This window comes from Streptomyces sp. NPDC026417 (assembly GCF_055567695.1).
This window is the reverse complement of sequence record NZ_JBVHPY010000007.1, coordinates 86,802-113,617: the sequence shown is the minus strand read 5'-3', so window position 1 is coordinate 113,617 and position 26,816 is coordinate 86,802. Positions and strand designations below refer to the sequence as shown.

Here is a 26,816-nt window from a genome sequence, read left to right as displayed (position 1 = left end):
CCGGCGCCCGGGCCCCGGGGTCCCGGAGGCACACCGCACGGCGGTACGTCCGCCCGGCCGTCCGGACGCGGGACGCGGGGGCGAGCCGGGACGGGACCCGCCGGCCGAGAGCGACAGGGGGAGTGCCAGTGCTGCGAATGGTGCGTGCCGGGGACGGCCGGCGACTGTCGGTGGAACAGCGCGGCGATCCCGGCGGCAGGCCGGTGTTCCTGCTGCACGGCACGCCCGGCAGCCGGCTGGGTCCCGCGCCGCGCCCCTCCGTGCTCTACCGGATGGGCATCCGCCTGATCACCTTCGACCGCCCGGGCTACGGGGACTCCGACCGCAAACCGGGCCGCACGGTCAGCGCCGTCGCGGCCGACGTGGCGGACATCGCCGACGCCCTGGGGATCGACCGCTTCGCGGTGGTCGGCCGCTCCGGAGGCGCGCCCCACGCGCTGGCCTGCGCCTCGCTGCTGGCGGACCGCACGACCCGGACCGGCGCCCTGGTGAGCCTCGCCCCGCGGGACGCCCCCGACCTCGACTGGTTCGAGGGCATGACGGAGTCGAACGTGCGCGAGTACGTGAACGCCGCGATCAGCCGCCGCCGGGTGACCACGACACTGGGCCGCCGGTCCATGTCGATCGTCGCCGACCCCGCCGCCTCCATCGCCGAGATGCGCAGCAAGCTGCCCGAGTCCGACCGCTGGATCGTCGCGGACGCCGGCATCCAGGACATGCTGGAGCGCAACTTCGCCGAGGGCCTGCGGGACTCGGCGGACGGCTGGGTCGACGACGTGATGGCGTTCAGCACGGGCTGGGGCTTCGACCTGGCCCGGATCGCCTCCCCGGTACTGCTGTGGCACGGGGAGGACGACATCTTCGCGCCGGTTCAGCACACGCGCTGGCTGGCCCGGCACATCCCGGGAGCCCGGCTGGAGGTGGAGCCGGGCGCCGCGCACTTCGGGGCGCTGCGGGTGATGACGCGCATCCTGAGCTGGGCGGTCCGGGCGGTCCCGGACGAGCGCCCGGAACCGCCCGTCACACCTGCTGCGGTTCCAGATCCCGGTTGATCCGGCGCCAGGAGCGGACCGAGTCGACGAGCGGGTGGGGTTCTCCCAGCAGCTGCGCCAGTTCGGTCTCCGCCTTCTCCTGCAGCCGGGCGGCTTCCGGCCGCCGGCCGAGGGCCCGCAGGGTGATGGCGAGATTGGCAATGCTCACCAGGACGTCCGGGTGGTTCGGCCCGAAGCGCTTGCGCAGGCCGTTCATGGCGAGCCGTTCCCAGTGCTCGGCCTCCTCGTTGCGGCCCAGGTCGCCGTATGCGTTGGCGAGGTTGAGACCGGCGCACAGGGCCGAGGGGTGTTCGTCGCCCAGGGCCGCCGTCAGGGTCGTACGGGCCTGCTCCGCCAGCTCCGCCGCCTGCTCCACGTTGCCGAGGGCGCGTTCGTAGATGGACAGGTTGTTGATGCACTGCATGGTGAACGGGTGCTCCGCGCCGAACGAGCTCTCGTAGCCCTGCAGCACCTCGGTGACCAGCTGCACCGCCCGCTCGGCGCCGATCACGGGATCGGCCGCGAAGTAGTCGGCGGCGAGGTTGAGACCGCAGGCCAGGGCCTCCGGGATGGTGCTTCCGTAGCGGTCGCGGTAGCGCGCGTACGTCTCCCACGTCTGCTCGGTCAGGCTCAGGGCGTCGGCCTGGTGGCCCGCCTTGCGCAGGGAGACGGCCAGGCTCTTGTCGACCCGCAGCACCTCGGGCACGTCCGGGTTGAGCACCTGCTCGAAGCCCTCCCGCACCTCGCGCAGGATCTGCACCGAGCCCGTGTAGTCGCCGAGTTCCCGCAGGTCGCGGGCGTGGTGGCCCTTGGTGGTCAGCGTGTAGGGGTGCAGCGGCCCGAGCAGCGCGGTCCGGCGCCGGACCGTGTCGTCGTCGAGCCGCCGGGCCGCCTCGCTGTCACCGGTCAGGCGGTAGTCGATGGCGAGGTTGTTCGCGGAGCTGAGGGAACGCGGGTGGTCCTCGCCGAAGATCTCGCGGAATCCCCGGTAGATCCTCAGGTCCAGATCCAGTGCCTCCTTGAACCGGCCGAGCGCCCGCAGGTCGGCGGCCACGCTTCCGGAGGTGATCAGGATGCTGGGGTGGCCCTCGGGGAGCAGTTCCCGCTGACGGGCCAGCGTCTCCTCGTCCATCGCCCGCGCGGCCTGGTATTCGCCCTGGGAGCGCAGCACGTTGGCCAGTTCGAAGCGCAGATTGAGGATCTGCTCGTCGTCGGCGTCCGGGAACTCGGTGGTCCAGAACTCGTTGAGCTGGGTGCCCAGCGTCCGTGCCGCGTGCAGCTCGCCGCGCTTCCAGAGATAGCGGATGCGGTCGACCATCAGCTGCCGAGGCTCCTCCTCCGCGCATTCCCGGACGTTGGAGGGGACCAGATGCGGCCAGATCGCCTCGAACCCGGGCCACTGGGCGGGGTCGTCCACGGCACCCTCGGGCGGGCGCGCGGAGGCGAGGATCCGGTGCACCTCGTGGATCGTGTCCTCGAACTCCTCCTCGCCCAGGCTGTCGCGGACCGCGGCCTGCACCAGCCGGTGCACCTGGATGGAGTTGTCCGTCGAGTCGACCTTGGCCAGCGCGAAGCGGTTCAGCGCCTGGGTGACCTTGCCGAGCATGTAGCGGGCCCGGAGGTCCTTGTCGAAGGGCAGCAGCGCCTTGATCATCGCGTCGCTGCCCACCAGGCTCATCGAGATGGGCTCGGCGGCGAAGAAGCTGCACAGTTCGAGCAGGCGGGCCGCCGCCGGGGACTCCTCGCGCAGCCGGTTGATGGAGATGTTCCACGTGGCGCCCACGGACGAGGGGTACTCGACCGCCTCCACGGCGGCCTTCACCGACAGCACCTTGGTGCTCTGCTCGCGCAGCTGCTCGATGTACTCCTCGACGGGGGTGGCAGTCGCCTCCAGCCAGGCCGCCGCCACCTCGATGGCCAGCGGCAGGTCACCTACGGCGTCCGCGACGCGCCCCGCGTCCTCGCCGCTCAGCCCGGGTACCCGGCGGCACAGGTGCTCGACGCTCTCGTTCCGGGTGAAGACCTCGACCTCCACCGGCTGGACGCGGGTCGACGTCGGCTTGGCGCGGCAGGTGACGAGCAGATGCCCGTAGACACTGTCCGGGATGGGCGCGGTCTGGTCCGGGAAGACCTCCAGCACCTTGTCCAGGTCCTCGACGTTGTCGAATATCACCAGCCAGCGCGAGTACGGCTGTCCGTCGCGGAGTGCCTGCAGGGCCGCCTCGGCAGCCTCGGCCACGTCGTCGCCGACACCCGGCAGGTCGAGCATCCGGGCCAGCGCCGCGAGCTTCGGCGGGACCAGGTCCGGCTGCTCGGCGTCGACCCACCACACCAGGTCGTAGTCGGCCTTGAACCGGTGGGCGTACTCACGGGCCAGCTGGGTCTTGCCCACCCCGCCGAGGCCGTGCAGCACCTGGGGCAGCCGCTGCCCCGAGATGCCGCTGCCGAGCTGCTCGCGCAGCCGGTCCAGGACGGAGGCGCGGCCGGTGAACCAGGGATAGCGGGGCTGGATGTTGGACACCCGCGTACCGGTGTTCGGGAACCGCACGCTGCCGCCCCGGGAGATGCCGACGGCGTCGGGGCGCTCCAGCCCGGTCAGCAGCGCGGCGGCGGCCGCGCCCTCCTCCAGCCGCGCCAGGTCGATCGCTCCCCGGCCGGCGTACGGCAGGCTGAGCTGCACGTCGCCGACCCGGACCGAGACCGCCTGGTGGCGTTCCTCCGAGGCGGCGCCCGAGTGCACCGCGGCCTCCCATGCGGCCCTGGCGCGCTGGGAGCCGTTGAAGGCCTGCGAGACCACGGCGACCACCCGGTGCCCGCTGCTGGGCACGGCCTCCGCACCGATCTCCGTCACGGACATCGTCCGCACGTCCTTGGGCAGCACCTCGAAACCGGCGCCCCGGAGCACCGACTCCAGCCAGTCCACCCACATCCGGTCTTCCGAGACGTAGTAGAGGAGCAGCTTCGAGGGCGGAACGGGCCGCCGCCGGGTGTACGCGGCCACGTACCGGGTGCGCTTCACCTCGCTGATCGGCGGCAGCGAGGCGACCCGCCCCTCGCTGACGACGGAGGTGAGCCGCTCGCAGGCGGTCAGCATGGAGCTGGCGACCTTCGGCGGGTCCCCGAAGGCGGCGAGGATCTCCTCGTACGCATAGTAGGGACGGTAGGGCACCTCCACCGAGCCCCAGTATTCGGCCAGTTGCTCCGTGTCCATGCCGCTGGGCAGCCCGGCGAACCGCTCCCTGGCCAGCGCGCGTCCGGCGTCGACCTTGTCCTTCTCGCCGTCGTCGATGCGCATGGCGACCGGCAGGATGCGGATGTTCTTGTCCCCGTACCGGTCCGCGATGCCCTGGGCGACGGCGGCGGCGCCCTCGATGCTCTGGTCGCTGAGCGTGTAGCAGACCACGAGGGTGCTGGGCATCTGGACCGTGCAGATGTCGGCGAGGTCGCTCAGGCCGGTGCGGCTGTCGATCAGGGTGTAGTCGTAGTAGCGCTGCATGTCCGCGCGCATGGCGTCGAAGAACTGGCCTCCGCCGTAGCTGGCGTAGAACCGGTCCCAGTCCATGTTCCCGACGATCGGGTAGTCCCGGTGGCGCATTCCGGCGGACAGGAAGTCCAGGCTGCCCGGCTTCGGGAAAGGCCAGTCGAGCGAGATCGCGTGCGGCCTCACCCGGGCGTAGGCGCGGTGCCAGTCCGGCGCGCGCTCCGGCAGGTCCCGCAGGGCCTCCCGGCGGTAGTCGTCGATGAGGTTGATCAGACCGGGGGTCGCCCGCAGCAGGGAGGGATTGAGGAACGGGTGGAAGAAGCGGTGGAGTCCCGGCGCCTCGAGGTCCCAGTCGACGGTGAGCACCCGGTGGCCGTTGGCGGCGAGGATCCACGCCACGTTCGCGAGCGCCATCGTCCGCCCCGTGCCGCCCTTGTACGAGTAGAACGTGATCACGGTGCCATTGCGGTTCTCGGTCATTCGAAACCCTCCGCCAAGTCAGCCCTGCTCTTCCCGCGCTCGGTCCCGGCCGTGCCGGGAGAGTCAGGGCGGGGCGCCACGGCCGAGATCGTCCGGCCCGGTCAGTCGCGGGGGCGGGGCCGGATCCCCCTGCGGTGGAAAGGTGCGGGCGTGCGCCTCGAAGAAGGAGACGGCCTGTCTGACGGCCATCTGGAGCTCGGTCCCGAAGGCGTCCAGCGTGCGGATCCCGCCGTTGAGCGACCGGTGGCCGGCGCCCTCGACCAGACGTGAGGCGAGCGCCTCGTTGGTGAGCTGGTGCAGCCGCGACTCCCACTCGGCGGGCACGGCGTCGTCCTTGTGCTGCGGGATCATCACGCTGATCCAGGGGCGCTGCTCGCGGCACAGCCGTTCCATCAGGGCCTTGCGGCGGGGGGAGTCCAGCGCCCAGCGGTCGAGCAGCAGCAGGCCGGGTGCCTCGGGCGGCAAGGAGCCGAGGAGCCGGTCCGCCTCGTTCTCGAAGTCCCCCACGCTCACCCGGTAGTCCATGGTGCGCACAAGGTCGGCGGCGTGCTCCCCGAGCGGCCTGGTCGACACCGGGTGGAACGGGTTCCAGTCGCCGGGGGTCTCTCCGTAGTAGTCCGGTATGCGGCCCGCCGGCAGGTCCGACCGGGAGCACGCGAGCACCGATATGTCGAAGGTCGGGGGGTGTCCGGACGATCCGAAGGCGCTGGGCAGCGACTCGTAGTCCTTGTAGACCTGTCCTTCGGCCAGTTCGGTCGCCTCGGCCACCTTCACGATGTGCTTGGCCAGTTGGTAGACGGCCCGCTCGTACTCGTCCTTCAGGTAGTTGAGCTTGGTCAGACCGTAGAAGCCCTCGTCCGCGTAGTCCTCGCCGAAGGCCGCGTGGTTGAACTGCAGGTCGCGCGCGGCCTGGGGCAGTTGGGCCGGTTCCACCGGCACCCATAACGCCGGGATGATCGCGTTCTCGACCGTGCCCTTGTGGCGGGCCTTCTGGTTGACCTCCCGCTGGGAGAACGCCCACCACTCCCGGCCGCACTGCTCGCTGAGGAAGTAGCGGCGCGAGTACAGGGGCACGAACACCTGGCACCGGGCCAGGTTCTGCGCCAGCTCGTCCGTCCACTTCGTGCCCACCGTCATGCCCTGGTCCAGAAAGCCGGCCTTGGCACCCGGCGGCAGCGAGGTCATCTGCATGATGTGCGCGCAGAGGCCGTCGTAGAGCTTCTTCACCCAGGCGTTGGGGTCGGCGTCGCCGGAGTCGTGCTTCGGCGTATGGGCATAGCTGAGGAAGAAATACGGATTCCCGCCTCTGGCGCTACCCGCGTCCCCTCGCACGAATGCCCCCCGGTGTGCTGCGGCCGACCCCCAGTGTAGGAAGCACGGTGTCCCGCGCGGAACAGGACGAACAAGGCGGTCTCCGGCCGGACTTCATCGATTCCCCGGCCGACTCGGCGCCACACGCGCGCCGCCGTCGAGTTTCCGTCAACTCAACCTGCCTACTGGCCGGTTCGCGACCGCCCGGGCGGCCCGGAGCCCGCCCGCGTCATCCCGCCTGCCATTGCGCCCGGTGCTCCGCCGCCGCTCGACGGGCCGACTCCAGTGCGTCCTCCTCGATCTCGTCGGCCAGTCGCGCCCGTACGGTCTCCCGCATCCCCGCGACGAACCGGTCGCCGAGCGGGGTGAGGGCCCCGGACGAGGCCAGGGTCTCGACCGCCTCGGCCGTCTGGTCGCGCCAGCGGGAGAACTGCGCCTCCGCCCGGCGGGCCTGCTCCCCCGTCGTGCTGCGCCACCAGGCGCGCCAGAAGTCGATCACCGCGATGTGCGCGTACGTCCCCTGCAGCAGCCCCTCCAGGGGCCGGGGGTCGGGACGCCAAGGCGCGTAGAACAGCCGCTCGCAACCGGGGTCGTACAGATCGGTCAGGTCCAGTACGGCACCGAGTTTCACGTGCTGGAACTCGTGCACGATCAGCTGGGCCAGCAGTTCCGGCGCGGCGGGGCGGGCGATGGCTACGGCGCCGAAGGCGTCCCGGGCCGCCGAGCTGATGTCGGCACCGTCGGGGGCGGGCCGCAGGGGCGTGATGACCCGCAGTCCGGCGGCGACTCCCGGCGCGTACAGGGGCAGCTCCCGGCGGATCCATGCCCAGGCGGCGGTGAGGCCGGTGTGCCACGCCTCCGCCTCCGCGTCGCCGAGCCGGGGATGCACGGCGTGCCCGTGGCAGTCGCGGAGCGGGTCGGTGTCCTCCAGTGCGACCGTCCAGCCGTCCAGCTCGAACTCCCGCCGTGCCTGCCAGCCGGGGTCCGCCGGCCCGTGCCGTGCCACCGTGTGGGTGCGGCCACCCGCCGTGCGGACCGTGAATCCGTCGGTGCCACCCGTCACCCGCACCTCGGTGGTGTCGCCGACGGCGAGCGTGCCCAGTGTCGGCAGGCGAAGCGTCCCGTGCGGAGTCGGGACGGCGACCGTGAGGGGGTGGCCCGCCCGCACGGCGGCCGCCGCGGCGATCTCGGACACGCCCTGCAGCACGGCGCCGGCCGCGTCGGGGCCGCCCCCGAGGGAGCGGAGCGCCCAGGGACGCACATACGGGTGGGCCAGCACCGCGTCCACCGCGTCCGGTGCCTCGGTGTCCAGGGCGGCCAACGCCTCCCAGGCCGCCCCGCCCGGCACGCGTTCCTGGTGGTCGCGCCAGACTGCGGCCAACAACTCACGGTTCAGGCCGAGTTGGTGCCCGGCCAGGAGTCCGACGGTCGAGTTGCCGCCGAAACCCGCTGCCAGTTCCGTCAGTTGAGGATCCCCCAGGGGCTGCTGGTCGGACATGTCACGGTCCCGGATGTCGGTGATGAGACGCAGAAGGTCACTGCAGTAGACCGAGGGATTCATGAACCCGCTGCCGGTGCGGTACCGGTGGGCGTACAGGCCGCCGCCGCAGGACTCCACCACGGGGCAGGCCCGGCAGGTCCCGCACAGCCCGTCGAGCCCCTGCTGGCGGGCCACGACTCCCGGGTGCGCGGCGACCTCGTCGAGCGAGTTGGCCATCACGTCCATCCCGGTGACTGGCGCTCCGTCGTAGGCCGTCTTCAGCGAGTCCGCCTGCTCGAAGGTGCCGTCGGTCTCGATCACGGCCAGGTCGGCGGGCGCCAGCCCGAGGGATTCGGTCAGGCTGCTCCCGCCGCGCAGCGTGCGCAGCACCGAGTCGAAGATCCTTACGTCCATCGGCCGCCCGCTCGCGTCCCAGCGGTCGTACACGGTCAACAGCCAGTCGGCGTACGGGGTGGCGGACGGGTCGCCCGGCGGGCGCAGCGGTGGTTCGTCCCAGGTGGCGTGCGGCAGGAGGAAGTCGATACGGGGCGGGTCGAGCGCGGCCAGCGCGTCATAGGCGGCGGCCGGGTCGTTGCGCACGTCGACCGTGCAGAGGATGCCCGCGAACAGGTGACGGTAGCGGGGGCGGTTGAGCAGGGCGACGGCGCGCAGGACCTTGTCGTGGCTGCTGCGCCCGTCGCGGTAGACGCGGTGCAGATCGTTGGCCGCCCGGTCGCCGTCCAGCGAGACGCCCACCCTGATGTCGTACTCGGCGAAGAGTTCGCAGAAGCGCTCGTCGAGCGTTACGCCGTTGGTGTGGACGCGCAGGTCCAGGTCGCACACGCCCCGCAGCGCCGCGCGTAGTTCCTCGGCCGCCCTGCGCAGCCGGGCCCGGCCGGCGAGAAGCGGCTCGCCGCCGTGCAGGACCACGTGGACGGTGTCGAGGCCGTGTGCCGCGGCGTGCTCCGCGATGCGTTCGGCGCCGGCCACCAGCACTTTGTCGGAGATCACCACGGGCCGACCGCGCCAGCTCTGGTCAGCGTGCTCGAAGACGTAGCAGTGGTCGCAGGCGAGGTCGCAGCGACCATGCATCTTCAGTACGAACTGGCGTAAGGGTTGTGGCGGCCGGCCCATGAGTGTGCTGTCGGTCCTCGGTCTCGGGATTCAGGCGTGGATGCGGACCTGGGATGCGGAACCGGACGTCAGACGGACGACTGGAAGGCCGCGACCGCGACCCGGCCAGGACCCCGCTGAGCGCCACCGTTCGACACGACCCGGGTCAGGGCGGCCGACAAGGCGCGGTCGTGCTGCGCGGCGAGGCGCACCAGTGTCACCCGCTCCGGACCGAGTGCGGCATTCTTCCCTGGCTCTTCGGCCGCTGCGTCGAGGGAGGCGTTCATTCGGAACCTCATCTTCTGTGCGTACGCACTGACGGGAGGCAGGGCGGAGCCTGCTCAGCAAGAACACCACTGGTCTGGGGGTGCCGCCCGTCGGAGAAACGCCGACCAGGGCAGAGACGCGGCCGACGCAGCAGACATACAGGTGCCCCGCCAGCCACTGGTCGCGAGCAGCGTAGCCAAAAGGGGCGCGTACTCAGGTCGGTTGCCGCTGGAGCCACGCCAGCGCGGAGCAACCGAGGCAGTTCTGTCACGCGCTGCTGTCATATGCCCGTACGCCCCCCATCGGCCAAAAGCTGCACCACCGGGTCAGTCCCCGGCTGACCTCCCACGGCAGAGGAATAGTCCCTCAAGCGCGAGCCCGTGATTTTTTGACCCAAAATTTACCTCAGGTTACCCGATTCGGGTCCTTTGTCCAGGCCTCTCTTCGGCCAAGTGCGGGGGTGTTCTCCCCGGTCGGGGTCACTCACCGATGCTTTCGCGCCGAATTCCCCCTCTTCGCCTCCGCTCAGCCCCCGCACAGCCTCCTCACGGGTGTCGCCCCTACCGTGCCCGCCATGACCGGAACCCGCGAGGACGAGACGCTGGCGCGGGCCGCCGTGGCCGCGCTCCAGGGCACCGAGTTGCTGCACACGGCCGGGCCGTACGGGGTCCGCCGCGTCCGGGCGGGCGCCCGGCAGGTGCTGGAGGCGGGCGGTACGGCGGCGGCCGCCGGACGGGCCCGGCTCGCCGCCCTCGACGGCGACCTGCCCGCCCGGGGCTGGAGCCCGCGCGGCAGCGGCGGCCTGCTCGCGGGCGCCCTGTTCGCCGACTCCCTCCCGGTGACGGTCAGTTCCCCGGCATGAGCGGCCTGACGCCGTCCACCTCGCCCGACCGGACCGGCGCCGTCGCGCCACGGCCAGCCGGCGCACCACGGCTCTCCGCCGCGCCACGGCTCTCCGCCCACCGTGCCGCCGGGCCCATCCCGTACGACGCCCCGAGCATCGCCGCGCCGAGCAGCAGCCATCCGGGGGTCCCCCACTGCACGAGCAGCACCGTCAGGACCAGGGGGCCGAGGGTGCGGGCGACGGTGACGCCGGTGCCGAAGAACCCCTGGTACTCGCCGGTGCGGTCGGCCGGGGCGAGGTCGAAGGCGAGCTGCCAGGAGCCCGCGGACTGCTGCATCTCGGCGGCCACCTGCAGGAGCGCGCCCGCCACCAGGATCCCGGCCGCGAGCCAGGACGCCGTCCCGGCGGAGAGGGCGAACACCGCACACGACGCCAGCATCACGAGGCCGGAGCGCCGTATCGCCCGGGTGGCCGACGCGACGCCCGCCACACCGCGGGCCATCCGCACCTGGAACACCATCACCGCGCCCGTGTTCAGCACGAACAGCGCGGACACCAGCCAGGCGGGAGCCCCGGTCCGCTCGGTGATCCACAGCGGGATGCCGAGGCTGAGCAGCGGCATCCGCAGCAGCAGCACGGTGTTGAGCAGCGTGACGACCGCGTACGGGCGGTCGCGCAGGACGCCGGTGCCGCGGACCCGGCCGGCAGCCGTGGGCGGTACGGACGGCAGCCGCAGCAGCACCGCCGCACAGAGCAGGAAGCTCACCGCGTCCAGCGCGAAGGCACCGAGGTAGGCGGTCCGGCTCCCGGCGTGCAGCGCGAGACCGCCGAGGCATGCACCCACCGCCAGCCCGGCGTTGAGCGTCGACTGCAGATGGGCGAGGAGCGCGGTCCGCTCCGCGGGGGACACCAGGCCGGCCAGCAGGGCCTGCCGGGCCGCGGCGAGCCCCGACTGCGCGGAGGTGTAGGCGCACGCCGTGAGCAGGAACGGGACGAAGCCCCGTACGGCCAGGAAGGCGGCCACGGCCCCCGCGGTCGCCAGCGCCAGCAGCACCGCCGTGCCCCGGGCTCCCCGCCGGTCGGCGAGCCGCCCGAGCGGGACGCCGGCGAGCGAGCCGACCGCCCACGCGACGGTGAGCCCGAGTCCCACCCGCCCGGCAGGCAGGCCGACGACCTGGGTGAAGTAGAGCGCCGAGGTCACGTAGAAGGCGCCGTCCCCGACGGAGTTGCTCAGCTGCGCGGCGGCCAGCACCCTCCGGGGGCCCGCGGGCGGAAGCAGGCGGCTGCCCGTGGCGCGGCCGGGGGCCGGGGGCGAGGGGCGGGCGGCGGAGTGGGTCATGGGCCCGACGCTAGGGGCGGTCCGGACCGCTCGACAGGCCCATTCTGCCGCCCTTTTCTTGGTCCAATCGGCCCTACCGGTCGGCCCCGACCTCGCGCGAGCCGTGCCGTTCGACGCCCGGACGCGGCGAACCCTCGGGGCCGCGCGGCGCGCCTCAGCCCCCCCGCCGCACCCCGCCCAGCACCCTCCCCAGCGCTTCCAGCGCCTCGGTGTACCCCTGTTCCCGGGGCGTTCCGTACCCGACGACCAGGCCCTGCGGCCGGTCCTCGCCCGCGGTGTGCCAGTGGTCCCCGAGTCGGCCGACCGCGAGCTCCTCCCGGGCCGCCCGCTCCAGCACCGCCGCCTCGTCCGGGACCTCCACCAGGGCATGCAGTCCGGCCGCGATCCCCCGGAGCCGCCAGTGCGTCCCGAGCAGGGCGACGAGCTGGTCCCTGCGCCGCCGGTAGCGCAGTCGGCAGGCCCGCACATGGCGGTCGTACGCGTGGCCGGTCAGCATCTCGGCGAGGGCCAACTGGCCGACGGACTCGGTGTGGTGGTCGCTGTGCAGTTTCTCGTCGGCGACCGCGTCGACCAGGTGGGGCGGCAGCACCATCCAGCCCAGCCGCAACGCGGGACCGAGTGTCTTGGACGCCGTGCCCAGGTACACCGCATGGCCGGGCGCCATGCCCTGGAGCGCCCCGACCGGCTGCCGGTCGTAGCGGAACTCCCCGTCGTAGTCGTCCTCGACGATCAGCCCGCCCCGGGTGCGGGCCCAGTCGGTGAGCGCCCGCCGCCGCTCGGGGTGCAGGGTCACACCGGTCGGGTACTGGTGGGCCGGCGTGACCACCACCGCGTCCTCGTCCCCCAAGTCGCCCGCCACGACGCCGCGTTCGTCGACCGAGAGCGGCACCACGCGGCCGCCGCCGCGCCGGACCACGTCCCGGTGGAACGGCAGCCCCGGGTCCTCCATCGCGATCACCGCACCGTCCAGCACCCGGGTGAGGAGCGCGAGCCCCTGCACGTATCCGGACGTGATCACGATCCGCTCGGGCGGCGCGATCACACCCCGGGCCCGTCCCAGGTACGCGGAGAGCGCCGTCCGCAGCTCGACGCGGCCGCGCGGGTCGCCGTAGTCGTACGCCGTCGAGGGTGCCGTCGCGATCGCCCGCCGCAGCGCCCGCAGCCAGGCCGCCGCCGGGAAGGTGCCGACATCCGGACTGCCCGGCCGCAGGTCGAAGCGGGGCGCCCGCACGGGCGGCGTCCCCGCGGGAGCCGGTGCGCCGTCGGTGGGCGGCGCCGCCACCTCGGTGCCCGACCCCTGCCGGGCCCGCAGATAGCCCTCGGCGATCAGCTGGTCGTAGGCGGCCTTCGCGGTGCCCCGGGACAGGCCGAGTTCCGCGGCGAGCCGCCGGGTGGCGGGCAGCCGCGTACCGGGGACCAGCCGTCCCTCGCGCACGGCGTCCCGCAGTGCCCGTTCGAGTCCGGCCCGGCGCCCCTGCGCGGAATCCGGCTCCAGATGCAGGTCCACGCCGACGCCGGACCAGAAGTCCCCCACGAAACCCCCCACGCAGCCAGACGAACGGCCGGGCACCCTCAGGTACCCGGCCGCCTTCTTGTTGCCGTGCCGTCGACGCCGCCGGCTCAGCCCTTCAGGGCCGCCATCCAGGCCTCGACCTCGTCGGAGCGGCGCGGCAGCGCCGCCGACAGGTTCCGGTTGCCGTCCTCGGTGACCAGGATGTCGTCCTCGATGCGCACGCCGATGCCCCGGTACTCCTCCGGCACGGTCAGGTCGTCCGCCTGGAAGTACAGGCCGGGCTCGACGGTCAGGCACATGCCCGGCTCCAGCGTGCCGTCCACATAGGTCTCGGTGCGGGCCGCCGCGCAGTCGTGCACGTCCATGCCGAGCATGTGGCCGGTGCCGTGCAGGGTCCAGCGGCGCTGCAGGCCCAGCTCCAGGACACGCTCGACCGGGCCCTCGACCAGGCCCCACTCGACGAGCTTCTCGGTCAGCACCCGCTGCGAGGCGTCGTGGAAGTCGCGGTACTTGGCGCCCGGCCGGACGGCCGCGATACCGGCCTCCTGCGCCTCGTACACGGCGTCGTAGATCTTCTTCTGGATCTCGCTGTAGCGGCCGTTGATCGGCAGCGTGCGCGTGATGTCGGCGGTGTACAGCGTGTGGGTCTCGACGCCCGCGTCCAGCAGCAGCAGGTCGCCGGAGCGCACCGGGCCGTCGTTGCGCACCCAGTGCAGCGTGCACGCGTGCGGTCCGGCGGCGCAGATGGAGCCGTAGCCGATGTCGTTGCCCTCGACCCGTGCGCGCAGGAAGAAGGTGCCCTCGATGTACCGCTCGCTGGTGGCCTCGGCCTTGTCGAGGACCTTCACGACGTCCTCGAAGCCGCGCACGGTCGAGTCGACGGCCTTCTGCAGCTCGCCGGCCTCGAACTCGTCCTTGACCAGTCGCGCCTCGGAGAGGAAGACCCGCAGCTCCTCGTCCCGCTCGGCGGTCACCTTGTCGGTCAGCGCGGCCTCGATGCCGGCGTCGTGACCGCGCAGGACGCGGACCGGGCCGGTGGCCTCGCGCAGCCGGTCGGCCAGCTCGCGGACGTCGGACGCCGGGATGCCGTACAGCTGCTCGGCCTCGCTCAGCGAGTGCCGCCGGCCGACCCACAGCTCACCCTGCCCGGACAGCCAGAACTCGCCGTTCTCCCGGTCGGAGCGGGGCAGCAGGTAGATCGTCGCCCGGTGCCCGTCCGTGGTCGGCTCCAGCACGAGGACGCCGTCCTCGGTGAGGTTGCCGGTGAGCCAGGCGTACTCGACGGAGGCGCGGAAGGCGTACTCCGTGTCGTTCGAGCGGGTCTTCAGGTTGCCCGCGGGGACGACCAGACGCTCGCCCGGGAAGCGCGCGGAGAGCGCGGCGCGGCGGGCGGCCGTGAAGGCGGCCTGCGCGATCGGCTCCAGGCCCCGCAGTTCCGTGTCGGCCCAGCCCGACTTCATGTTCTCGGCCAGCTCGTCGGACACGCCCGGGTACAGGCCGTTCTTCCGCTGCTTGATCGGCTCTTCTTCGCCCGCTTCGTCAGCGGCATCGTCAAGCACGGCTTCCGGGGTCTCCGGGATGAGCGCCTCCGACACGGTCTGCCTCCTAGTTACGACTCTGGACCACCCCCATCGTACGGTCGTGCGGAAGGGGGCACAGGGCCGTAGGACCTGTTACCGAAGGCGTTACCGAAGGCTCACGCGACGTGCTGCCCGGGCACCTCCCCGAAGCGGTGCCGCGCCCTCACTCGAAGCGGGCCGCCAGCAGGACGACGTCCTCCTCGCTGTCGGCCTCGTCGAGACCGTCCGGCAGCACCGTGCGCAGGACGTGGTCGGCGACCGCGCCCGGATCGCCGCGCAGCGCCCTCGGCACCCCGGCGGCGGCCGCGTGCAGCCGGGCGAAGGCGCGGTCCATGGGGTCACCGGTGCGGTGCAGCAGACCGTCCGTGTAGAGGAGCACCGTCTCGCCGGGCCGGGCGCACATTTCAACGCTCGGTGCCTCCCAGCAGGCGAGCATCCCCAGCGGCGCGGACAGGGACGTCTCCACGAACTCCGTCCGCCGCTCGCCGATGACCAGCGGGGGGCTGTGCCCCGCCCCGGCCAGCGTGATCTTGCGCAGCGCGGGTTCGCAGTACGCGAAGAGGGCGGTGGCGGAACGGGCGGGTTCGGTGAGCCGCAGCAGCAGTTCGAGGTCGGAGAGGACGGCGACGGGATCCTCGCCCTCCATCACGGCGTACGCCCGGAGCGAGGCTCTGAGCCGGCCCATCGCGGCGACGGCGCTGGGCCCCGAGCCGGTGACCGACCCGACGGCGAGTCCGAGCGCGGCGTCCGGCAGCGGCAGTGCGTCGTACCAGTCGCCGCCGCCGCGCGGCCCGGTGCGGTGACGGGCGGCGAGCTGGACGCCGGCGACCCGGGGCAGCCGGGGCGGGAGCAGTTCCTCGGAGATGGTCGCCATGCACGCGCGCGTGCGCTCCAGCTCGACCAGCCGGGCCAGGTGCTCGGTCGCGTAGCGGGCGTACAGGCCGACGAGGTGGCGCTGGCGCTCGGCCGGTTCCGCGGGCTCGTCGTACAGCCACACGGCCGCGCCCAGCCGGACGGCGGCCTCGGTGGACAGCGGCAGTGCGTAGCTCGCGGCGTAGCCGAGCCGGGCGGCCACCTCCCGGTGGCGGGGGTCCAGGCCGTCCTCGGAGAAGAGGTCCGGCTCGGCGATCTCGCCCTCGCCGCCGGGCAGCCCGTCCAGGATCTTCCCGAAGGACATGCTGCTGCGCGGCACGGTCTCGATGTGCCCGAGATCCGCGCGGGCCAGGCCCAGGCCGATCGTGGTGTCCGGGCCGAGTCCGTCGCGCGGCTCCAGGACGACCAGGCCGCGGCGGGCGCCGACGAGGGTGGCTCCGGCGCGCAGCAGCTCCTGGAGTGCGTCGTCGAGCGTCGCCGTCCGCGCCAGGCGCTCGGTCAGTTCGTGCAGGGTCGTGAGGTCGGATACCCAGCCCGCGAGGCGGTCCTGGAGGACGGCTCCGGGGCCGGTGGAGGAAGGGACCGAGGGGGCGTCCGTGGCTGCGGGCGCGGGCGCGACAGTGTGTGCGGGCGCGGGAACCGTGGAGTCGATTCCGGCCACTTTCGGAAGGTGAGGGGCGTTCATGGCATCCGGCTTTCCGACCGGTGCGTTTTGCTCAATAGCATCGCAAACCCCCATGTCATTCTGCGCCGCTAGCAGTGTCTCCACATGTACACGCACTCGTGAGGGGATGTCCAGCATTGTCCTGCTGGGATTCCTGGTGTCCGTGAGACACTTGCGGAAAAGCGAAGTTGGCCTAAAACTGCTTCGGGTAACGGGTTATTGAGGTCGACTGGCCCTGCTCGACGGAGCGTCACAGCGGTCGTGATGGGTACGTACTCGGTGAAGGTCAGGGGTGGATGCGATCCGCCCGGAACCTGACGGCGGACCCGGGCGTCTTAACCACCGACGACCGTGCCCCATCCTCCCGTGGCGGAGGCGGCTGGATATATGCGAGACGCAAAACGCCAGGCGCCGCCACCCCACGCCATGCCCATGCTTTTGCCAGACGCAGTATGGACGCGGATGCAGCCAACGATCGGCCCATAGGGGTTCCCCTTGCTTCGCGCAGGGGTGTGATGCGCCAGCAGGTACGCACAGTGAAGTGATCGACACATGGTGTGATGTGATCCACGGTGTTGCCAGGCGTGCAACGGAAAGGAACGAGCGCTCATGCGCGAGATCCTCGGAAGGCGACGCAGGCTCCTGTCCAGGCGGAACAACGGGAGCCCTGAGATGCTCAGCGCGGCCCTGACCTTCGCGACCGAATGGCAGTGGCCCGTACTCCCGGGTGTGGCGCCGGATCCGCGAGGGCGGGCCGGCTGCGGATGTCCCGACCCGGAGTGCACGGTGCCAGGTGCCCATCCCTTCGACCCCGGCCTCCTCGCCGCCACCACGGACGGGCGCATGGTGCGCTGGTGGTGGGGCAACCGGCCGTCGGCACCGATCGTGCTGGCCACCGGAGGCACGGCCCCCTGCGCGGTGAGCCTGCCCGCCCTGGCGGCCGCCCGCGCACTCGCCGCACTCGACCGCACGGGCATGCGCCTCGGCCCGGTCGTCGCGTCCCCCTCGCGCTGGGCGATCCTCGTGGCGCCGTACTCCCTGGAGCAGCTCGGCGAGCTGCTCTACGCCAAGGACCACGTCCCCGGCTCCCTCCGCTTCCACGGGGACGGCGGCTACATCGCCCTGCCCCCCTCCGTCACCGGCCAGGGCGAGGTGCGCTGGGAACGGGCCCCGCTGCCGGGCTCGGCCGCGCCCTGGGTACCGGATGTGGAGGCCGTCGTGGACGCGATGGTGGATGCCCTCACTCGTACGGGTGTGAGCGCGCCCGAGTTGTAGGGGTGTCGGGCGCGCGGCGGACCGGGCGTCCCCTCGCGGCCGTTATGTTCCCTCGTATGCTGCGTCACTCCGGCGGACGGACCCCGGACCCCCGAAGAGTCCGCCTGTTCGCACTCGTCGGCGCCGTGGCGGCCGTGATCGCCCTTCCGCTCGCCGTGGCCTCCGCGGGACCCGTCGGTGACGGCGGTCCCGCGGTCGCCCGCGCCTCCGTCCACGACGACGGCAGGGCCCCGTCCCCCGAGCCCGAGCCCGCGCGCTCGCCCCTCGTGCTGGGTCTCGGGCTCGCCACCGCGGCCCGCTGCGGACCGGAACTGTCCTCGCCCGACGGCATCGAGGCGCAGACCTGTGTGCTGACGCAGGGGCGGGAGACCTGGGCGCGCACCTACTACCGCAACGCGACCGGCGACGAGCTGAGTGCGGTGCTGACGCTCCTCGCGCCCGGCGGCAGGACCGTGCAGATGCACTGCGCGGTGGACGCCGGGGACGACCCGGAGGCGTGCGAGACGCCCAGGGAGCGCACGACGGGCGAGGCGGCGGCGTACACGGCGGTGGCGGAGTTCGCGAGGAGTGCCGGGCGCGGACCGCTGCTGTTGCGCTCCGGGAGCAACTCGGCCCAGCCGTAGGGCTGTTGGCGTCGAGGGCGGTGCGGGGCGCGGCGGGGACGCGACGGCGTGCGCGACCGCGCCCATGAAAAGACCCGGTTGCTGGCGACGGGGGATGCACCAGCAACCGGGCTACGGGAACGGTAACAAGAGATCGGCAGTTCGCAAATTCGAACTCGGCTATTCAGACACCGATTTCCCTGTCAGGACCGGGAGTTGTGACAGGAGTCACCCTTCGGCGAGCCCCTGACCAGCTGACCGGTCGGTCAGTGCCCGAAACCTGTGTGTCAGCTGAGCGTGACCTGTCGGTTGGTGAGACCGCCACGCGCCCGGCGCTCGTCCGCCGTGAGCGGCGCGTCCGCGGCCAGCGCGGAGGCGAGCCGCTCGGCGAACTCGGCCGCGGGCTTCTCGATGTCGTCGGCCGACACCCCGCTCGGCAGGTCCCAGACCGGCACCGTCAGGCCGTGCGCGCGGAAGGAACCGACCAGGCGCGTGCCCTCGCCGAGGCTCGACCCGCCCGCCGCGTGCAGTCGCGCCAGAGCGTCCAGAAGTTGCTCCTCGGGATGCGGCATGACCCAGCGCAGGTGGTTCTTGTCCGGGGTCTCGCACCAGTACGCCGCGTCGACGCCGGAGAGCTTGACCGTCGGGATGGCGGCGGCGTTGGCCCGCTCCAGGGAGGCGGTCACCTCCGGCGTCGCGTTCTCCGCGTCCGGGACCCAGAACTCGAAGCCTTCGTGCACAACTGGCTCGAACGCGCCTTCGGGGTCGAGTACGTCCTGCAGCCGCGGACCGTCGGCGGGGGCGCGGCGGCCCTCGACCGGCGTGCCGGGCGGGGCCGTCAGGGCGCGCTGGAGGGTGTCGGCGAGGTCGCGGCTGATGTCGCCGGACGCCGTGTCGTTCTGCAGGCCGAGGAGGACCGAGCCGTCGTCGCGGCGCAGGGCCGGCCAGGCCATCGGCAGCACGGTGGCCAGCGTCACCGACGGGACGTCCTCGGGGAGGCCCTCGCGGAGCGTCAGCCCGACGGTCGCCGCGGGCACCAGCTCGCGCAGTGCCACCCAGTCGCCCTCGCCGGGCAGGCCCTCGAAGGGGCGCTGCACCAGCTCGGTCACCGCGTGCGCGGCGGCCCGGCCGTGACAGGCCTTGTAGCGCCGGCCGCTGCCGCAGGGGCAGGGCTCGCGCGCGCCGACCACCGGGACGTGTTCCTCAGCGCCTGCGGCGCGGGCCCCGGTCTTCGTCTGCTGCTGCCGTGACTTCGTCTGGGGTCGCTTCTTGGCCATCTTGGGTGTCTCCCGGTTACGGCTCGTCTCGTACGGGCGCGAGCCTAGCCGCTCGTACGGCGGAGGACGGGACCCTGTGGACAACGCACCGGGTCCGCACGGAAGCCGCTGCTCCGCCCGTCCCGGACCCTGCCTCCGGTGCCGCCCGTGCCCGGCGGCGGCCGCGCCCCTGTGCCTCCCGCCGGCTGTCGGTCCGCCGCTCAGTCCAGCTCTTCGAAGGCGTCCGCGAAGTCCAGGCCGGGAAGGCAGGACACGCTCGGTGACGCGACGCGCGTAGCGAAATCGTCCCGTCGGTGCGCGGCGACGACGTCGTCCTGGACGACGACCCACACCGTGACCTCGCCCCGGATGTCGTCCCGTACGCCCCAGTCCTTGGCGAGCGCCGTGATGATGTTCAGCCCGCGGCCGCCGCGTGCGGTGACCGAGGGCGTGGCGGGAACCGGGCGGGTCGGACCACCGCCGTCCGTCACCTCGACCGTGAGCCGTCCCGCCGGGTCGACGCGCCAGGCGGCGCGCACGTCGCCGTCGCCCGTCGGCGCGTCGCCCAGGGGACGACCGTGCCGGCACGCGTTGCTCAGCAGTTCGGAAAGGATCAGTACGGCGTCGTCGATGACCGATTCGGCCACTCCACCGGAACGCAGCTGGTCCCGCATCCGGTGCCTCGCTTCCCCCACGCCCGCAGGGCCATGGGGTACGGCCATGCTCGACGACGCGGGCACCTCCTGTGCCACCACAAACGCCACCCCCGAGACCTCCCTTGCCCCACGCCACGGTGTGGATGCCCTCTTGGACTGGACCGGAAACCGGCCAACACACGTCTGCTGACGCACTCGTCACGATCGAACACGGAGCGAACGCGCCGGGGCACACCCTGTAGTCGCGTGGCCGGTTCTCGCTGGCCGGTCAGCTCGTTCCGGCCCGCGCCGTCAGCGGCCGAGCCGGTCCAGGACCGCGCGCGGCCGGTTCGTGATGATGGCGTCCACGCCCAGGTCGGCGCAGAGATCGACGTCCTCGGGCGAGTTCACGGTCCACACGTGCACCTGGTGGCCGGCCTTCTTGAGGCGCTCTACATAACCGGGGTTGCTGCGCACGATCCGCAGGGAGGGGCCCGCGATCCGGACACCCGCGGGCAGCCGTCCGTCGCGCAGCCGCGGCGAGACGAACTGCAGCAGATAGACCGTCGGCACATTCGGGGACGCGGCCCGGATCCGGTGCAGCGAGCGCGCGGAGAAGCTCATGACGCGCACCGGGGACTCGGCGGGGGACTCCGGGGCGTCCAGCCCGAACCGCTTCAGCAGGATCAGCAGCCGCTCCTCGACCTGGCCCGCCCAGCGGGTGGGGTGCTTCGTCTCGATGGCCAGTTCCACGCGGCGGCCCGCGTCGGCGACGAGTTCGAGCAGCCGCTCCAGAGTGAGGACGGAGGTGGCCTCCGGGTCCCCCGGACCGTGTTCCCAGTCCGGGGCCTCGTCGCCGTTCTTCCAGGAGCCGAAGTCCAGGGCGGCGAGGTCGGCGAGCTCCAGCGCGGAGACCGCGCCGCGTCCGTTGGACGTGCGGTTGACGCGACGGTCGTGGACGCAGACGAGGTGGCCGTCCGCGGTCAGCCGCACATCGCACTCGAGGGCGTCGGCGCCGTCCTCGATCGCTTTCCGGTACGCGGCCAGCGTGTGCTCCGGGGCCTCCTCGGAGGCGCCTCGGTGAGCGACGACCTGGATCGGGTGCTGTCGTGCGTGGGTCACCGCGTCATGGTGCCACCGCGGAGGGGTAGGCGTGGAGGCGAAGACGTCAGGAATACATTCGTTTTGTCAGAAGGGTCCGTTATAAAGGATGGTCTCGGACCCACAGCCACCGCTTATGGTGCTCTGACGGCCGGTGGGAAAAGCTGACGGCATACACATGCACATGCACAGCTGAATCGCGCCGGTTCGTCGACAAGCGTGAGCGAGCGTGACCGAGTGCGACCGAGAACAACAGCCGTGGACCGAGGAGAAGAGCTGTGAGCACCGAGAACGAGGGCACTGCGGTACCCCCGGCCCCGTCTGCACCTCCCGTGCCGGTGGACACTCCCGCTGCTTCCGCGCAGAGCGGTGCGCCCGGGGACGGCGCGCCGACCGCTCCGCTGCCGCCCGTGCCGCACGGGGAGCCCGCAGCGTCGGAGCGCGGCCCGGCGACCGCCGCGTCGAACGCGCCGTACACGTCCGCAGGGGCGGGCGCCGGTGCCGGTGCCTTCGCCGCGTCCGGCACCGGGCAGGGCGGACCGGGTGCCCAGGGGCAGGGCTTCGGCGAGCACGGGCAGGGTGCGCCCGGTTCCGCGGCCGAGGCCGGCTGGCCGCCGCCCGCGCCCGCGACCCCGGCGTACGCCGACGGCGGCGGCGCGGGACACGGCGGCTGGGGCTCCTCCTACCAGCAGCAGGCGCCCAAGCCGAAGAACGGCCGCGGTGGCCTGGTCGCCGCGATCCTCGTCGCCGCGCTGGTCGCGGGCGGGGTCGGCGGCGGTATCGGCTACTCTCTGGCCAAGGACGACGACGGCGCCACCGACTCGACCACGGTGTCCGCCTCCGACGGCGGCGGCGACTTCAAGCGCGACGCCGGCACGGTCGCGAGCGTGGCCACCTCGGCGCTGCCGAGCACCGTCACCATCGAGGCCGAGAGCAGCAGCGGCGAGGGCGGCACGGGCACCGGCTTCGTCTTCGACAAGCAGGGCCACATCCTGACCAACAACCACGTGGTCGCCGAGGCCGTGGACGGCGGCAAGCTGAGTGCCACCTTCCCGAACGGCAAGAAGTACAACGCCGAGGTGGTCGGGCACGCGCAGGGGTACGACGTCGCGGTCATCAAGCTCAAGAACGCGCCGTCGGACCTGAGGCCGCTGCCCCTCGGCAACTCCGACAAGGTCGCCGTCGGCGACTCGACGATCGCGATCGGCGCGCCCTTCGGCCTGTCGAACACGGTGACCACGGGCATCATCAGCGCCAAGAACCGCCCGGTGGCCTCCAGCGACGGCAGCTCCGGCAGCAAGGCGTCCTACATGAGCGCCCTGCAGACCGACGCGTCCATCAACCCGGGCAACTCCGGTGGCCCGCTGCTGGACGCCAAGGGCGCGGTCATCGGCATCAACTCGGCGATCCAGTCCACGAGCGGGGGCGGCCTCGGCGGCACCAGCCAGTCGGGCTCGATCGGTCTGGGCTTCGCCATCCCGGTCAACCAGGCCAAGTACGTCGCCCAGCAGCTGATCAAGACCGGCAAGCCGGTGTACGCCAAGATCGGCGCGTCGGTCTCCCTCGAGGAGGGCACGGGCGGTGCGAAGATCACCGAGAAGGGCGCGAGCAACTCCGAGGCGGTCGAGTCCGGCGGCCCCGCGGACAAGGCGGGTCTCCAGCCCGGCGATGTGATCACCAAGCTCGACGACATGGTGATCGACAGCGGTCCGACCCTCATCGGCGAGATCTGGACCCACAAGCCCGGCGACACCGTCGAACTCACGTACACGCGCGACGGCAAGACCCGCACGGCGGACGTCACCCTCGGCGAGCGCCGGGGCGACAGCTGACCGGAGCCGCGATCGACGCCGGGGAGGGCGCCGCAGAGCCACGGCGGCCCCGCCCGACCGGTTAGTCTTGTCCCCGCGCGGGCCGGTGATCGCCGCCCGCGCGGGGTGGGTTGCCCGAGCGGCCTAAGGGAACGGTCTTGAAAACCGTCGTGGCAGCGATGTCACCGTGGGTTCAAATCCCACACCCACCGCACGGAACGAGAGCCCCCGACCGGCATGACCGGTCGGGGGCTCTCGCGTTCCCGCCCGCACGGGGCGCTGCGACGGGGGGTCGTCCCCGTGCTCGGCAGGGCGGCGGGGAGCGTACGGCTGGCGGCGGCTGTGAGGGCGGCTCCGTCGGCGTGGTGGTATCGGCGCCTTTTGCCCTGAATCGGCTCTCCGGCTGTCGGGCTATTCCGGTTTGCGTTATTGCGGACACCTCATCGGTACTTTAACGTTGCGCCTGCTCGCCCACGTTTTTGATTACTTCTGATTCGGGGAAAGAGGGATTATTGATGCGTGGAATCCTCAAGGGGCTCGGTATCGCCGCTGCGGCCGTGGGTTCTCTGCTGTTCGCATCCGGTCCGGCATCCGCCGACGTGCTCTGGCAGCCGTGGGTCGCTCCGAGTGACTACACGTGCGCCCGGTCCAAGCCGCACGAGAAGTCGAATTACGTCTTTTTCCAGACCTGCATCATTCACGGGTCCGGCAAGAACATGCAGGCCGTGCTGATCGTTTCCAACACCTCGGACAAGACGATCAACATCTACGGTCAGGTCTTCGCAGGCTGGGACTCCAGCGGGGACTACAGCTACTGCAAGTTCGACTCGCTCGCCCCGGGATCGCGGAAGTCGTGCTTCGGCGCCTCCTCGAACGGGAGGATCGGAGCGAACACCGCGTACAGCATTTTCTACATGAACGGCCAGACGAGCGCCGACGGTACCCAGAGCAACACCGCCACGTATTACCTCTACTGATTACTTCGGATGAGTATTCGGTGATTTCGAGGTGATCGCGTCGTGTCCATTCCGGTTTCTCGGGTTGGGTGCGACGCGCTTTGGAACGAGGTGGTCGACGGGTGTTTCCTGTGCGCCGGTCATGGGAATTCCGGCGTTCGGCTTCCGGTGGGCCGATGGTGACGTTCCAGGACGTGATCAAACGCGGGCGGGCGCCGGGGCGGCCACGGCAGGGAACGCGTCCTCGTCGTCCGGCTCCGCGATTCCTGCCATCATGCAGTCGTTCACGTCCGGGGCGTCGAGGCCGCAGGCGGTCAGGGCCGTGAATCTGTGTGGCATACCCGTCTTCCAGTACGGAGGTCCGACATCCGAAGGCGTCACCGGCAGCCGGGAAGCGGGCGTCGGACGTGAGCGGGACCGGCATCGAGCCGACCCTGCCGGCCGTGCCTCGTCCGGGGCTCGTCTGGTACACGTCGTACGGCTCCAACATGCACCTCGACCGGCTCCGTTGCTACATCCGAGGCGGCCTGGTGCCGGGTACGGACACCGTGTATCCGGGATGCCGGGACCGGCGGATGCCCGTGCGGTCCGTCGCGGTCGAGTTCGCCGGAGCGGTGTACTTCGCCACGGAGTCCCCGGTCTGGGGCGGCGGGCGGGCCTTCTACGACCCGGACGCCGAGGGGCGGGTGCTCGCCAGGGCGCATCTGATCAGCGTGGAGCAGCTCTCCGACATCGCCGCCCAGGAGATGTACCGGACGCCGGGCGCGTCCATCGACCTGGCGGAGGTGCTGGCCGAGGGACGGGCGGTGCTCGGGGACGGGCGCTACGAGACGCTGGTGTCCGCCGGTCGCATCGACGGTCTTCCCGCCCTGACCCTCACCGCTCCGTGGCGCCTGGGCGAGGTGCCCCTGAATGCCCCGTCGGAGGCGTACGTGCGCTACCTGGCCGGGGGCCTGCTGGCGGCGCGCACGTGGGACGCGGACGCTGTCGCCGCGTACGTCTCCGGATGTCCGGGCGCCACGGACCAGTGGCCGGCGCGGAAGGTCAGGGAACTGCTGGACACGGGTCCGGGTCGGCCCTGACACGGGTGCGGCCCGCCCGTCGGCGGTGGGCGTGCCACGCGTCCAGCCCACCCGGGAGCGCCGCGCGCACGGCGCGGGTGGCGTCGTCGGCCGGCACCTCGGACCGGCCCTCGCGCAGCGCCTCCATCGTCTGCTCGGCCACATCGGACCCGAGGATCTTCGGGGAGTCGATGTCGGCGGCCAGGTCGGCGTCGACGTATCCGGGGTATCAGGGTGCCCTGCCTCAGGAGCACCCGACGCGGGCCGTACGAGCGGCGATCGCCGCCGTCGCCAGGGACTTCCGGCAACCGCGCCACCGCCTTCAGGCCGATGGCGCGGCCGCTCCTCCGGACGGCGGGAGCCGCTCCTACGGACCGCGTCGGCCGGTCATGCGGGCCGCCGAGGCGATCGTCGACCGGGCCTCGCGCGGGGTGAGGCCCGTGCGGACCGCGGCCTCGGTGAGGGCCTCGGCCAGATCCGGGCCGAACCCGTTCTCGTAGGCACGGCAGGCGGCCCAGAAGAGACGGGTGTTGCGCTGGCCCTCGTGGGCGGTCAGGACGAACTGGACGAGCCCGTGGCCGTGCCGGTCCGTCGCCCCCGGTGACGTCCGCCGGCCGCGGGGCGGGGGGATGAGCAGGCGCAGGAGGGCGGGCGGGCAGGGCGCGGGCGCCAGGTGGGCGGTGCCCGGGGCCGTGGCGTACACGCCGTGTTCGGTGCGGGAGCCGGGGCCGACGAGATAGCCGCCGGCTCCCCTGATGTCGATGCCGGGGGCGAGCCGGCCGGCCGAGTTGGGGACGACCACCTCGGGCGGGCCGCTCAGCCAGAGGTGGCGGCCTCCGCTGGGGGTCAGCACGACCACCGTCTCGGGGATCGTGAAGAGGTGGCGCAGGGCCAGTTCGCGCAGGGCCGTCGAGGAGTCGGTGCCGGACTTCGTGTCGAGGTCGACGCCGATGAGGTGGTGCGGACGCAGTCCGCAGGCGATGCCGTAGCCGCTGGCCCGGGGGGCGGCGGCGAAGAGTTCGCGGATGCGGCGGGGGTCGGTCGAGGCGTCGTACACGCCGTGTCCGAAGCGGCCGCACTCGCCGTGGCAGGCGGGAGCCGTGGGGTCCGGATCGTCGCGGTGGGGGGATCGGAGGGCCGGGAGCTTGGTCCGGGACAGCGGGATGACCGCGAGCCCGCGCTCGGCGGCGGAGAGGGCGTGTGCCAGGGCCAGTGCGGTGGCCTGCCGGTCGATGGTGGCCATGCCTCCATGTTCGTACGAGTGTTCGAAAAAAGAAAGGGGATTCCCGGCCGTGGCCCCGGTGGCCCCACCCCGCGAGGGTGGAGTCGGGGCGCTCCGAGGGGTCGGGCGGCGGAACGCTTCCGCGGGTGCGGCGCCCCGGGTCCCGACCGTTTCACCAAGGCTGAGCTGCGATTTCGTGCGCCGGGAGGCGTCGGGAAGGTCGCGAAAAAGGGTTTATCGACATGTCATCACGCTTGAGGGCGAATGGACCCTTCAGGGGTGGTTCGCCGGGATCCGCTGGGCAACTCTGGGTGAGCGACGTCGAGAACAGCACCGAGGCGGTCGGCCAACTGCCTCGGAATCAGCGCACTACCCGGTCTCGTGCCGGTGCGTACATCCGGTTCTGGAGGAATTCACATGGCAAGCATCCGTACCGCCCGCGTCGTCGCCGCCGTCGCGGCCCTGCCTCTGGCCGCCGCCCTCCTGTCGGGCGTGGCGACGGCCGACAACGGCGGATTCGCGGACAGCGGATCGAACGCGGCCGTCGCCACGGTCGGCGGCAGCGGGGTCGGGCGCGACAACTCCGGCAACTCGTCCACCTCGCAGCAGCAGGCGGTCGGCTCGGGCGCCTCCAATCAGAGCAACTCGGCGCAGGTGAACGGCTCCGCGTTCACGGCCGTCGACCAGTCCAACGAGACCGTCGCCGTCAACTTCACCCACCTCTGGTGAGCCGGGGGCCGGCGCGCTCGCGTCGGCCCTGAAGCCCCCGGGGGGAAGCTGGGGTGCTCAGGGGGCGGGCGGGGGGTGTGGGGAGGCAACACGTCTGCGCGGCGGCACTTCGGTGGCGCCGCGCAGACGTGTTGCCGGATCGCGAAGCGGCTCCAACTGTGCGGCCCCGTGCGCCGGCGTGGGTGGCCTCGG

General features: G+C 72.3%; 21 protein-coding genes and 1 tRNA gene. 9 read left to right on the top strand and 13 right to left on the bottom strand.

Annotated elements, in window-relative coordinates; all coding sequences use genetic code 11:
• Positions 1 to 137: 137 nt before the first annotated feature.
• The gene (locus ACZ4NT_RS13480) at positions 138 to 1,052 is read left to right on the top strand and encodes an alpha/beta fold hydrolase (RefSeq protein ID WP_121404931.1); all 915 of its coding nucleotides are present in this window, start codon (positions 138 to 140) and stop codon (positions 1,050 to 1,052) included.
• Here ACZ4NT_RS13480 and fxsT read toward each other — a convergent pair.
• The 4 genes from fxsT to ACZ4NT_RS13460 form a co-directional block, all read right to left on the bottom strand.
• A complete protein-coding gene (fxsT, locus tag ACZ4NT_RS13475) occupies positions 1,021 to 4,992 on the bottom strand; it encodes an FxSxx-COOH system tetratricopeptide repeat protein (RefSeq protein ID WP_467725286.1) in 3,972 nt (1,323 codons plus the stop codon). The genes ACZ4NT_RS13480 and fxsT overlap by 32 nt on opposite strands.
• 63 nt (positions 4,993 to 5,055) lie before the next feature.
• Entirely contained in the window at positions 5,056 to 6,324 is a 1,269-nt protein-coding gene (locus ACZ4NT_RS13470) for a TIR-like protein FxsC (protein ID WP_121404929.1), read from the bottom strand.
• A 208-nt stretch (positions 6,325 to 6,532) separates the two neighbouring features.
• A complete protein-coding gene (locus ACZ4NT_RS13465) occupies positions 6,533 to 8,917 on the bottom strand; it encodes an FxsB family cyclophane-forming radical SAM/SPASM peptide maturase (protein ID WP_467725283.1) in 2,385 nt (794 codons plus the stop codon).
• 68 nt (positions 8,918 to 8,985) lie between these two features.
• Positions 8,986 to 9,195 (bottom strand): FxSxx-COOH cyclophane-containing RiPP peptide, encoded by a 210-nt coding sequence (locus tag ACZ4NT_RS13460; RefSeq protein WP_467725281.1) that lies wholly within the window; start codon positions 9,193 to 9,195, stop codon positions 8,986 to 8,988.
• Between the two features lie 542 nt (positions 9,196 to 9,737).
• On the opposite strand from ACZ4NT_RS13460, the gene ACZ4NT_RS13455 reads away from it, so the two are divergent.
• Complete coding sequence (locus ACZ4NT_RS13455; protein ID WP_467725280.1) at positions 9,738 to 10,025, top strand: triphosphoribosyl-dephospho-CoA synthase; 288 nt, start codon at positions 9,738 to 9,740, stop codon at positions 10,023 to 10,025.
• Here the strand turns inward: ACZ4NT_RS13455 and ACZ4NT_RS13450 are convergent.
• The 4 genes from ACZ4NT_RS13450 to ACZ4NT_RS13435 all read right to left on the bottom strand — a co-directional run bounded on the left by ACZ4NT_RS13450 (position 10,009) and on the right by ACZ4NT_RS13435 (position 16,114).
• Complete coding sequence (locus ACZ4NT_RS13450) at positions 10,009 to 11,346, bottom strand: MFS transporter (protein WP_467725278.1); 1,338 nt, start codon at positions 11,344 to 11,346, stop codon at positions 10,009 to 10,011. The genes ACZ4NT_RS13455 and ACZ4NT_RS13450 overlap by 17 nt on opposite strands.
• A 154-nt stretch (positions 11,347 to 11,500) precedes the next feature.
• Entirely contained in the window at positions 11,501 to 12,880 is a 1,380-nt protein-coding gene (pdxR, locus tag ACZ4NT_RS13445; protein ID WP_467725495.1) for a MocR-like pyridoxine biosynthesis transcription factor PdxR, read from the bottom strand.
• Positions 12,881 to 12,966: 86 nt separating this feature from the next.
• Complete coding sequence (locus ACZ4NT_RS13440) at positions 12,967 to 14,454, bottom strand: aminopeptidase P family protein (protein ID WP_467725277.1); 1,488 nt, start codon at positions 14,452 to 14,454, stop codon at positions 12,967 to 12,969.
• 148 nt (positions 14,455 to 14,602) lie between these two features.
• Positions 14,603 to 16,114: a PP2C family protein-serine/threonine phosphatase gene (locus ACZ4NT_RS13435; protein WP_121404925.1), complete on the bottom strand. Its 1,512-nt coding sequence runs from the start codon at positions 16,112 to 16,114 to the stop codon at positions 14,603 to 14,605.
• Between the two features lie 471 nt (positions 16,115 to 16,585).
• Here ACZ4NT_RS13435 and ACZ4NT_RS13430 point away from each other — a divergent pair, with 471 nt between their 5' ends.
• Both ACZ4NT_RS13430 and ACZ4NT_RS13425 read left to right on the top strand, forming a co-directional pair.
• Positions 16,586 to 17,251, top strand: coding sequence for a bifunctional DNA primase/polymerase (locus tag ACZ4NT_RS13430; protein WP_121404924.1), 666 nt, complete (start codon positions 16,586 to 16,588; stop codon positions 17,249 to 17,251).
• Positions 17,252 to 17,307: 56 nt separating this feature from the next.
• Complete coding sequence (locus ACZ4NT_RS13425) at positions 17,308 to 17,874, top strand: hypothetical protein (RefSeq protein ID WP_121404923.1); 567 nt, start codon at positions 17,308 to 17,310, stop codon at positions 17,872 to 17,874.
• A gap of 266 nt (positions 17,875 to 18,140) precedes the next feature.
• Here ACZ4NT_RS13425 and ACZ4NT_RS13420 read toward each other — a convergent pair whose 3' ends face one another.
• The 3 genes from ACZ4NT_RS13420 to ACZ4NT_RS13410 form a co-directional block, all read right to left on the bottom strand.
• Complete coding sequence (locus tag ACZ4NT_RS13420; protein WP_467725274.1) at positions 18,141 to 19,130, bottom strand: DUF5926 family protein; 990 nt, start codon at positions 19,128 to 19,130, stop codon at positions 18,141 to 18,143.
• Positions 19,131 to 19,330: 200 nt separating this feature from the next.
• Positions 19,331 to 19,873, bottom strand: a complete 543-nt coding sequence (locus tag ACZ4NT_RS13415) for an ATP-binding protein (protein ID WP_467725272.1) — start codon at positions 19,871 to 19,873, stop codon at positions 19,331 to 19,333.
• A gap of 183 nt (positions 19,874 to 20,056) precedes the next feature.
• Entirely contained in the window at positions 20,057 to 20,866 is an 810-nt protein-coding gene (locus ACZ4NT_RS13410) for a glycerophosphodiester phosphodiesterase (RefSeq protein WP_121404920.1), read from the bottom strand.
• Positions 20,867 to 21,123: 257 nt separating this feature from the next.
• Here ACZ4NT_RS13410 and ACZ4NT_RS13405 point away from each other — a divergent pair, with 257 nt between their 5' ends.
• The 3 genes from ACZ4NT_RS13405 to ACZ4NT_RS13395 all read left to right on the top strand — a co-directional run bounded on the left by ACZ4NT_RS13405 (position 21,124) and on the right by ACZ4NT_RS13395 (position 23,633).
• On the top strand, positions 21,124 to 22,677 hold the full coding sequence (locus ACZ4NT_RS13405) for a S1C family serine protease (RefSeq protein WP_467725270.1): 1,554 nt from the start codon (positions 21,124 to 21,126) through the stop codon (positions 22,675 to 22,677).
• Positions 22,678 to 22,781: 104 nt separating this feature from the next.
• Positions 22,782 to 22,868: transfer RNA gene (locus ACZ4NT_RS13400), tRNA-Ser, on the top strand.
• A gap of 303 nt (positions 22,869 to 23,171) precedes the next feature.
• Positions 23,172 to 23,633: a hypothetical protein gene (locus ACZ4NT_RS13395; protein ID WP_121404918.1), complete on the top strand. Its 462-nt coding sequence runs from the start codon at positions 23,172 to 23,174 to the stop codon at positions 23,631 to 23,633.
• 177 nt (positions 23,634 to 23,810) lie between these two features.
• On the opposite strand, the gene ACZ4NT_RS13390 is transcribed toward ACZ4NT_RS13395, so the two are convergent.
• Positions 23,811 to 23,951, bottom strand: a complete 141-nt coding sequence (locus ACZ4NT_RS13390; protein WP_467725268.1) for a hypothetical protein — start codon at positions 23,949 to 23,951, stop codon at positions 23,811 to 23,813.
• Between the two features lie 68 nt (positions 23,952 to 24,019).
• On the opposite strand from ACZ4NT_RS13390, the gene ACZ4NT_RS13385 reads away from it, so the two are divergent.
• Complete coding sequence (locus tag ACZ4NT_RS13385) at positions 24,020 to 24,694, top strand: histone deacetylase (protein ID WP_467725266.1); 675 nt, start codon at positions 24,020 to 24,022, stop codon at positions 24,692 to 24,694.
• A 346-nt stretch (positions 24,695 to 25,040) separates the two neighbouring features.
• Here the strand turns inward: ACZ4NT_RS13385 and ACZ4NT_RS13380 are convergent, their stop codons facing one another.
• Positions 25,041 to 25,916 (bottom strand): bifunctional DNA primase/polymerase, encoded by an 876-nt coding sequence (locus tag ACZ4NT_RS13380; RefSeq protein ID WP_121404916.1) that lies wholly within the window; start codon positions 25,914 to 25,916, stop codon positions 25,041 to 25,043.
• 396 nt (positions 25,917 to 26,312) lie between these two features.
• Between ACZ4NT_RS13380 and ACZ4NT_RS13375 the strand changes: the two genes are divergently transcribed.
• Complete coding sequence (locus ACZ4NT_RS13375) at positions 26,313 to 26,624, top strand: hypothetical protein (RefSeq protein WP_121404915.1); 312 nt, start codon at positions 26,313 to 26,315, stop codon at positions 26,622 to 26,624.
• Positions 26,625 to 26,816 lie beyond the last annotated feature (192 nt).

Coding starts and splice junctions, on each gene's coding strand:
- ACZ4NT_RS13480 (WP_121404931.1), top strand. CDS start 138: ATGGTGCGTGCCGGGGACGGCCGGCGACTGTCGGTGGAACAGCGCGGC.
- fxsT (WP_467725286.1), bottom strand. CDS start 4,992: ATGACCGAGAACCGCAATGGCACCGTGATCACGTTCTACTCGTACAAG.
- ACZ4NT_RS13465 (WP_467725283.1), bottom strand. CDS start 8,917: ATGGGCCGGCCGCCACAACCCTTACGCCAGTTCGTACTGAAGATGCAT.
- ACZ4NT_RS13460 (WP_467725281.1), bottom strand. CDS start 9,195: ATGAGGTTCCGAATGAACGCCTCCCTCGACGCAGCGGCCGAAGAGCCA.
- ACZ4NT_RS13455 (WP_467725280.1), top strand. CDS start 9,738: ATGACCGGAACCCGCGAGGACGAGACGCTGGCGCGGGCCGCCGTGGCC.
- ACZ4NT_RS13450 (WP_467725278.1), bottom strand. CDS start 11,346: ATGACCCACTCCGCCGCCCGCCCCTCGCCCCCGGCCCCCGGCCGCGCC.
- ACZ4NT_RS13435 (WP_121404925.1), bottom strand. CDS start 16,114: ATGCTGGACATCCCCTCACGAGTGCGTGTACATGTGGAGACACTGCTA.
- ACZ4NT_RS13430 (WP_121404924.1), top strand. CDS start 16,586: ATGCGCGAGATCCTCGGAAGGCGACGCAGGCTCCTGTCCAGGCGGAAC.
- ACZ4NT_RS13425 (WP_121404923.1), top strand. CDS start 17,308: ATGCTGCGTCACTCCGGCGGACGGACCCCGGACCCCCGAAGAGTCCGC.
- ACZ4NT_RS13420 (WP_467725274.1), bottom strand. CDS start 19,130: ATGGCCAAGAAGCGACCCCAGACGAAGTCACGGCAGCAGCAGACGAAG.
- ACZ4NT_RS13395 (WP_121404918.1), top strand. CDS start 23,172: ATGCGTGGAATCCTCAAGGGGCTCGGTATCGCCGCTGCGGCCGTGGGT.
- ACZ4NT_RS13390 (WP_467725268.1), bottom strand. CDS start 23,951: ATGCCACACAGATTCACGGCCCTGACCGCCTGCGGCCTCGACGCCCCG.
- ACZ4NT_RS13380 (WP_121404916.1), bottom strand. CDS start 25,916: ATGGCCACCATCGACCGGCAGGCCACCGCACTGGCCCTGGCACACGCC.
- ACZ4NT_RS13375 (WP_121404915.1), top strand. CDS start 26,313: ATGGCAAGCATCCGTACCGCCCGCGTCGTCGCCGCCGTCGCGGCCCTG.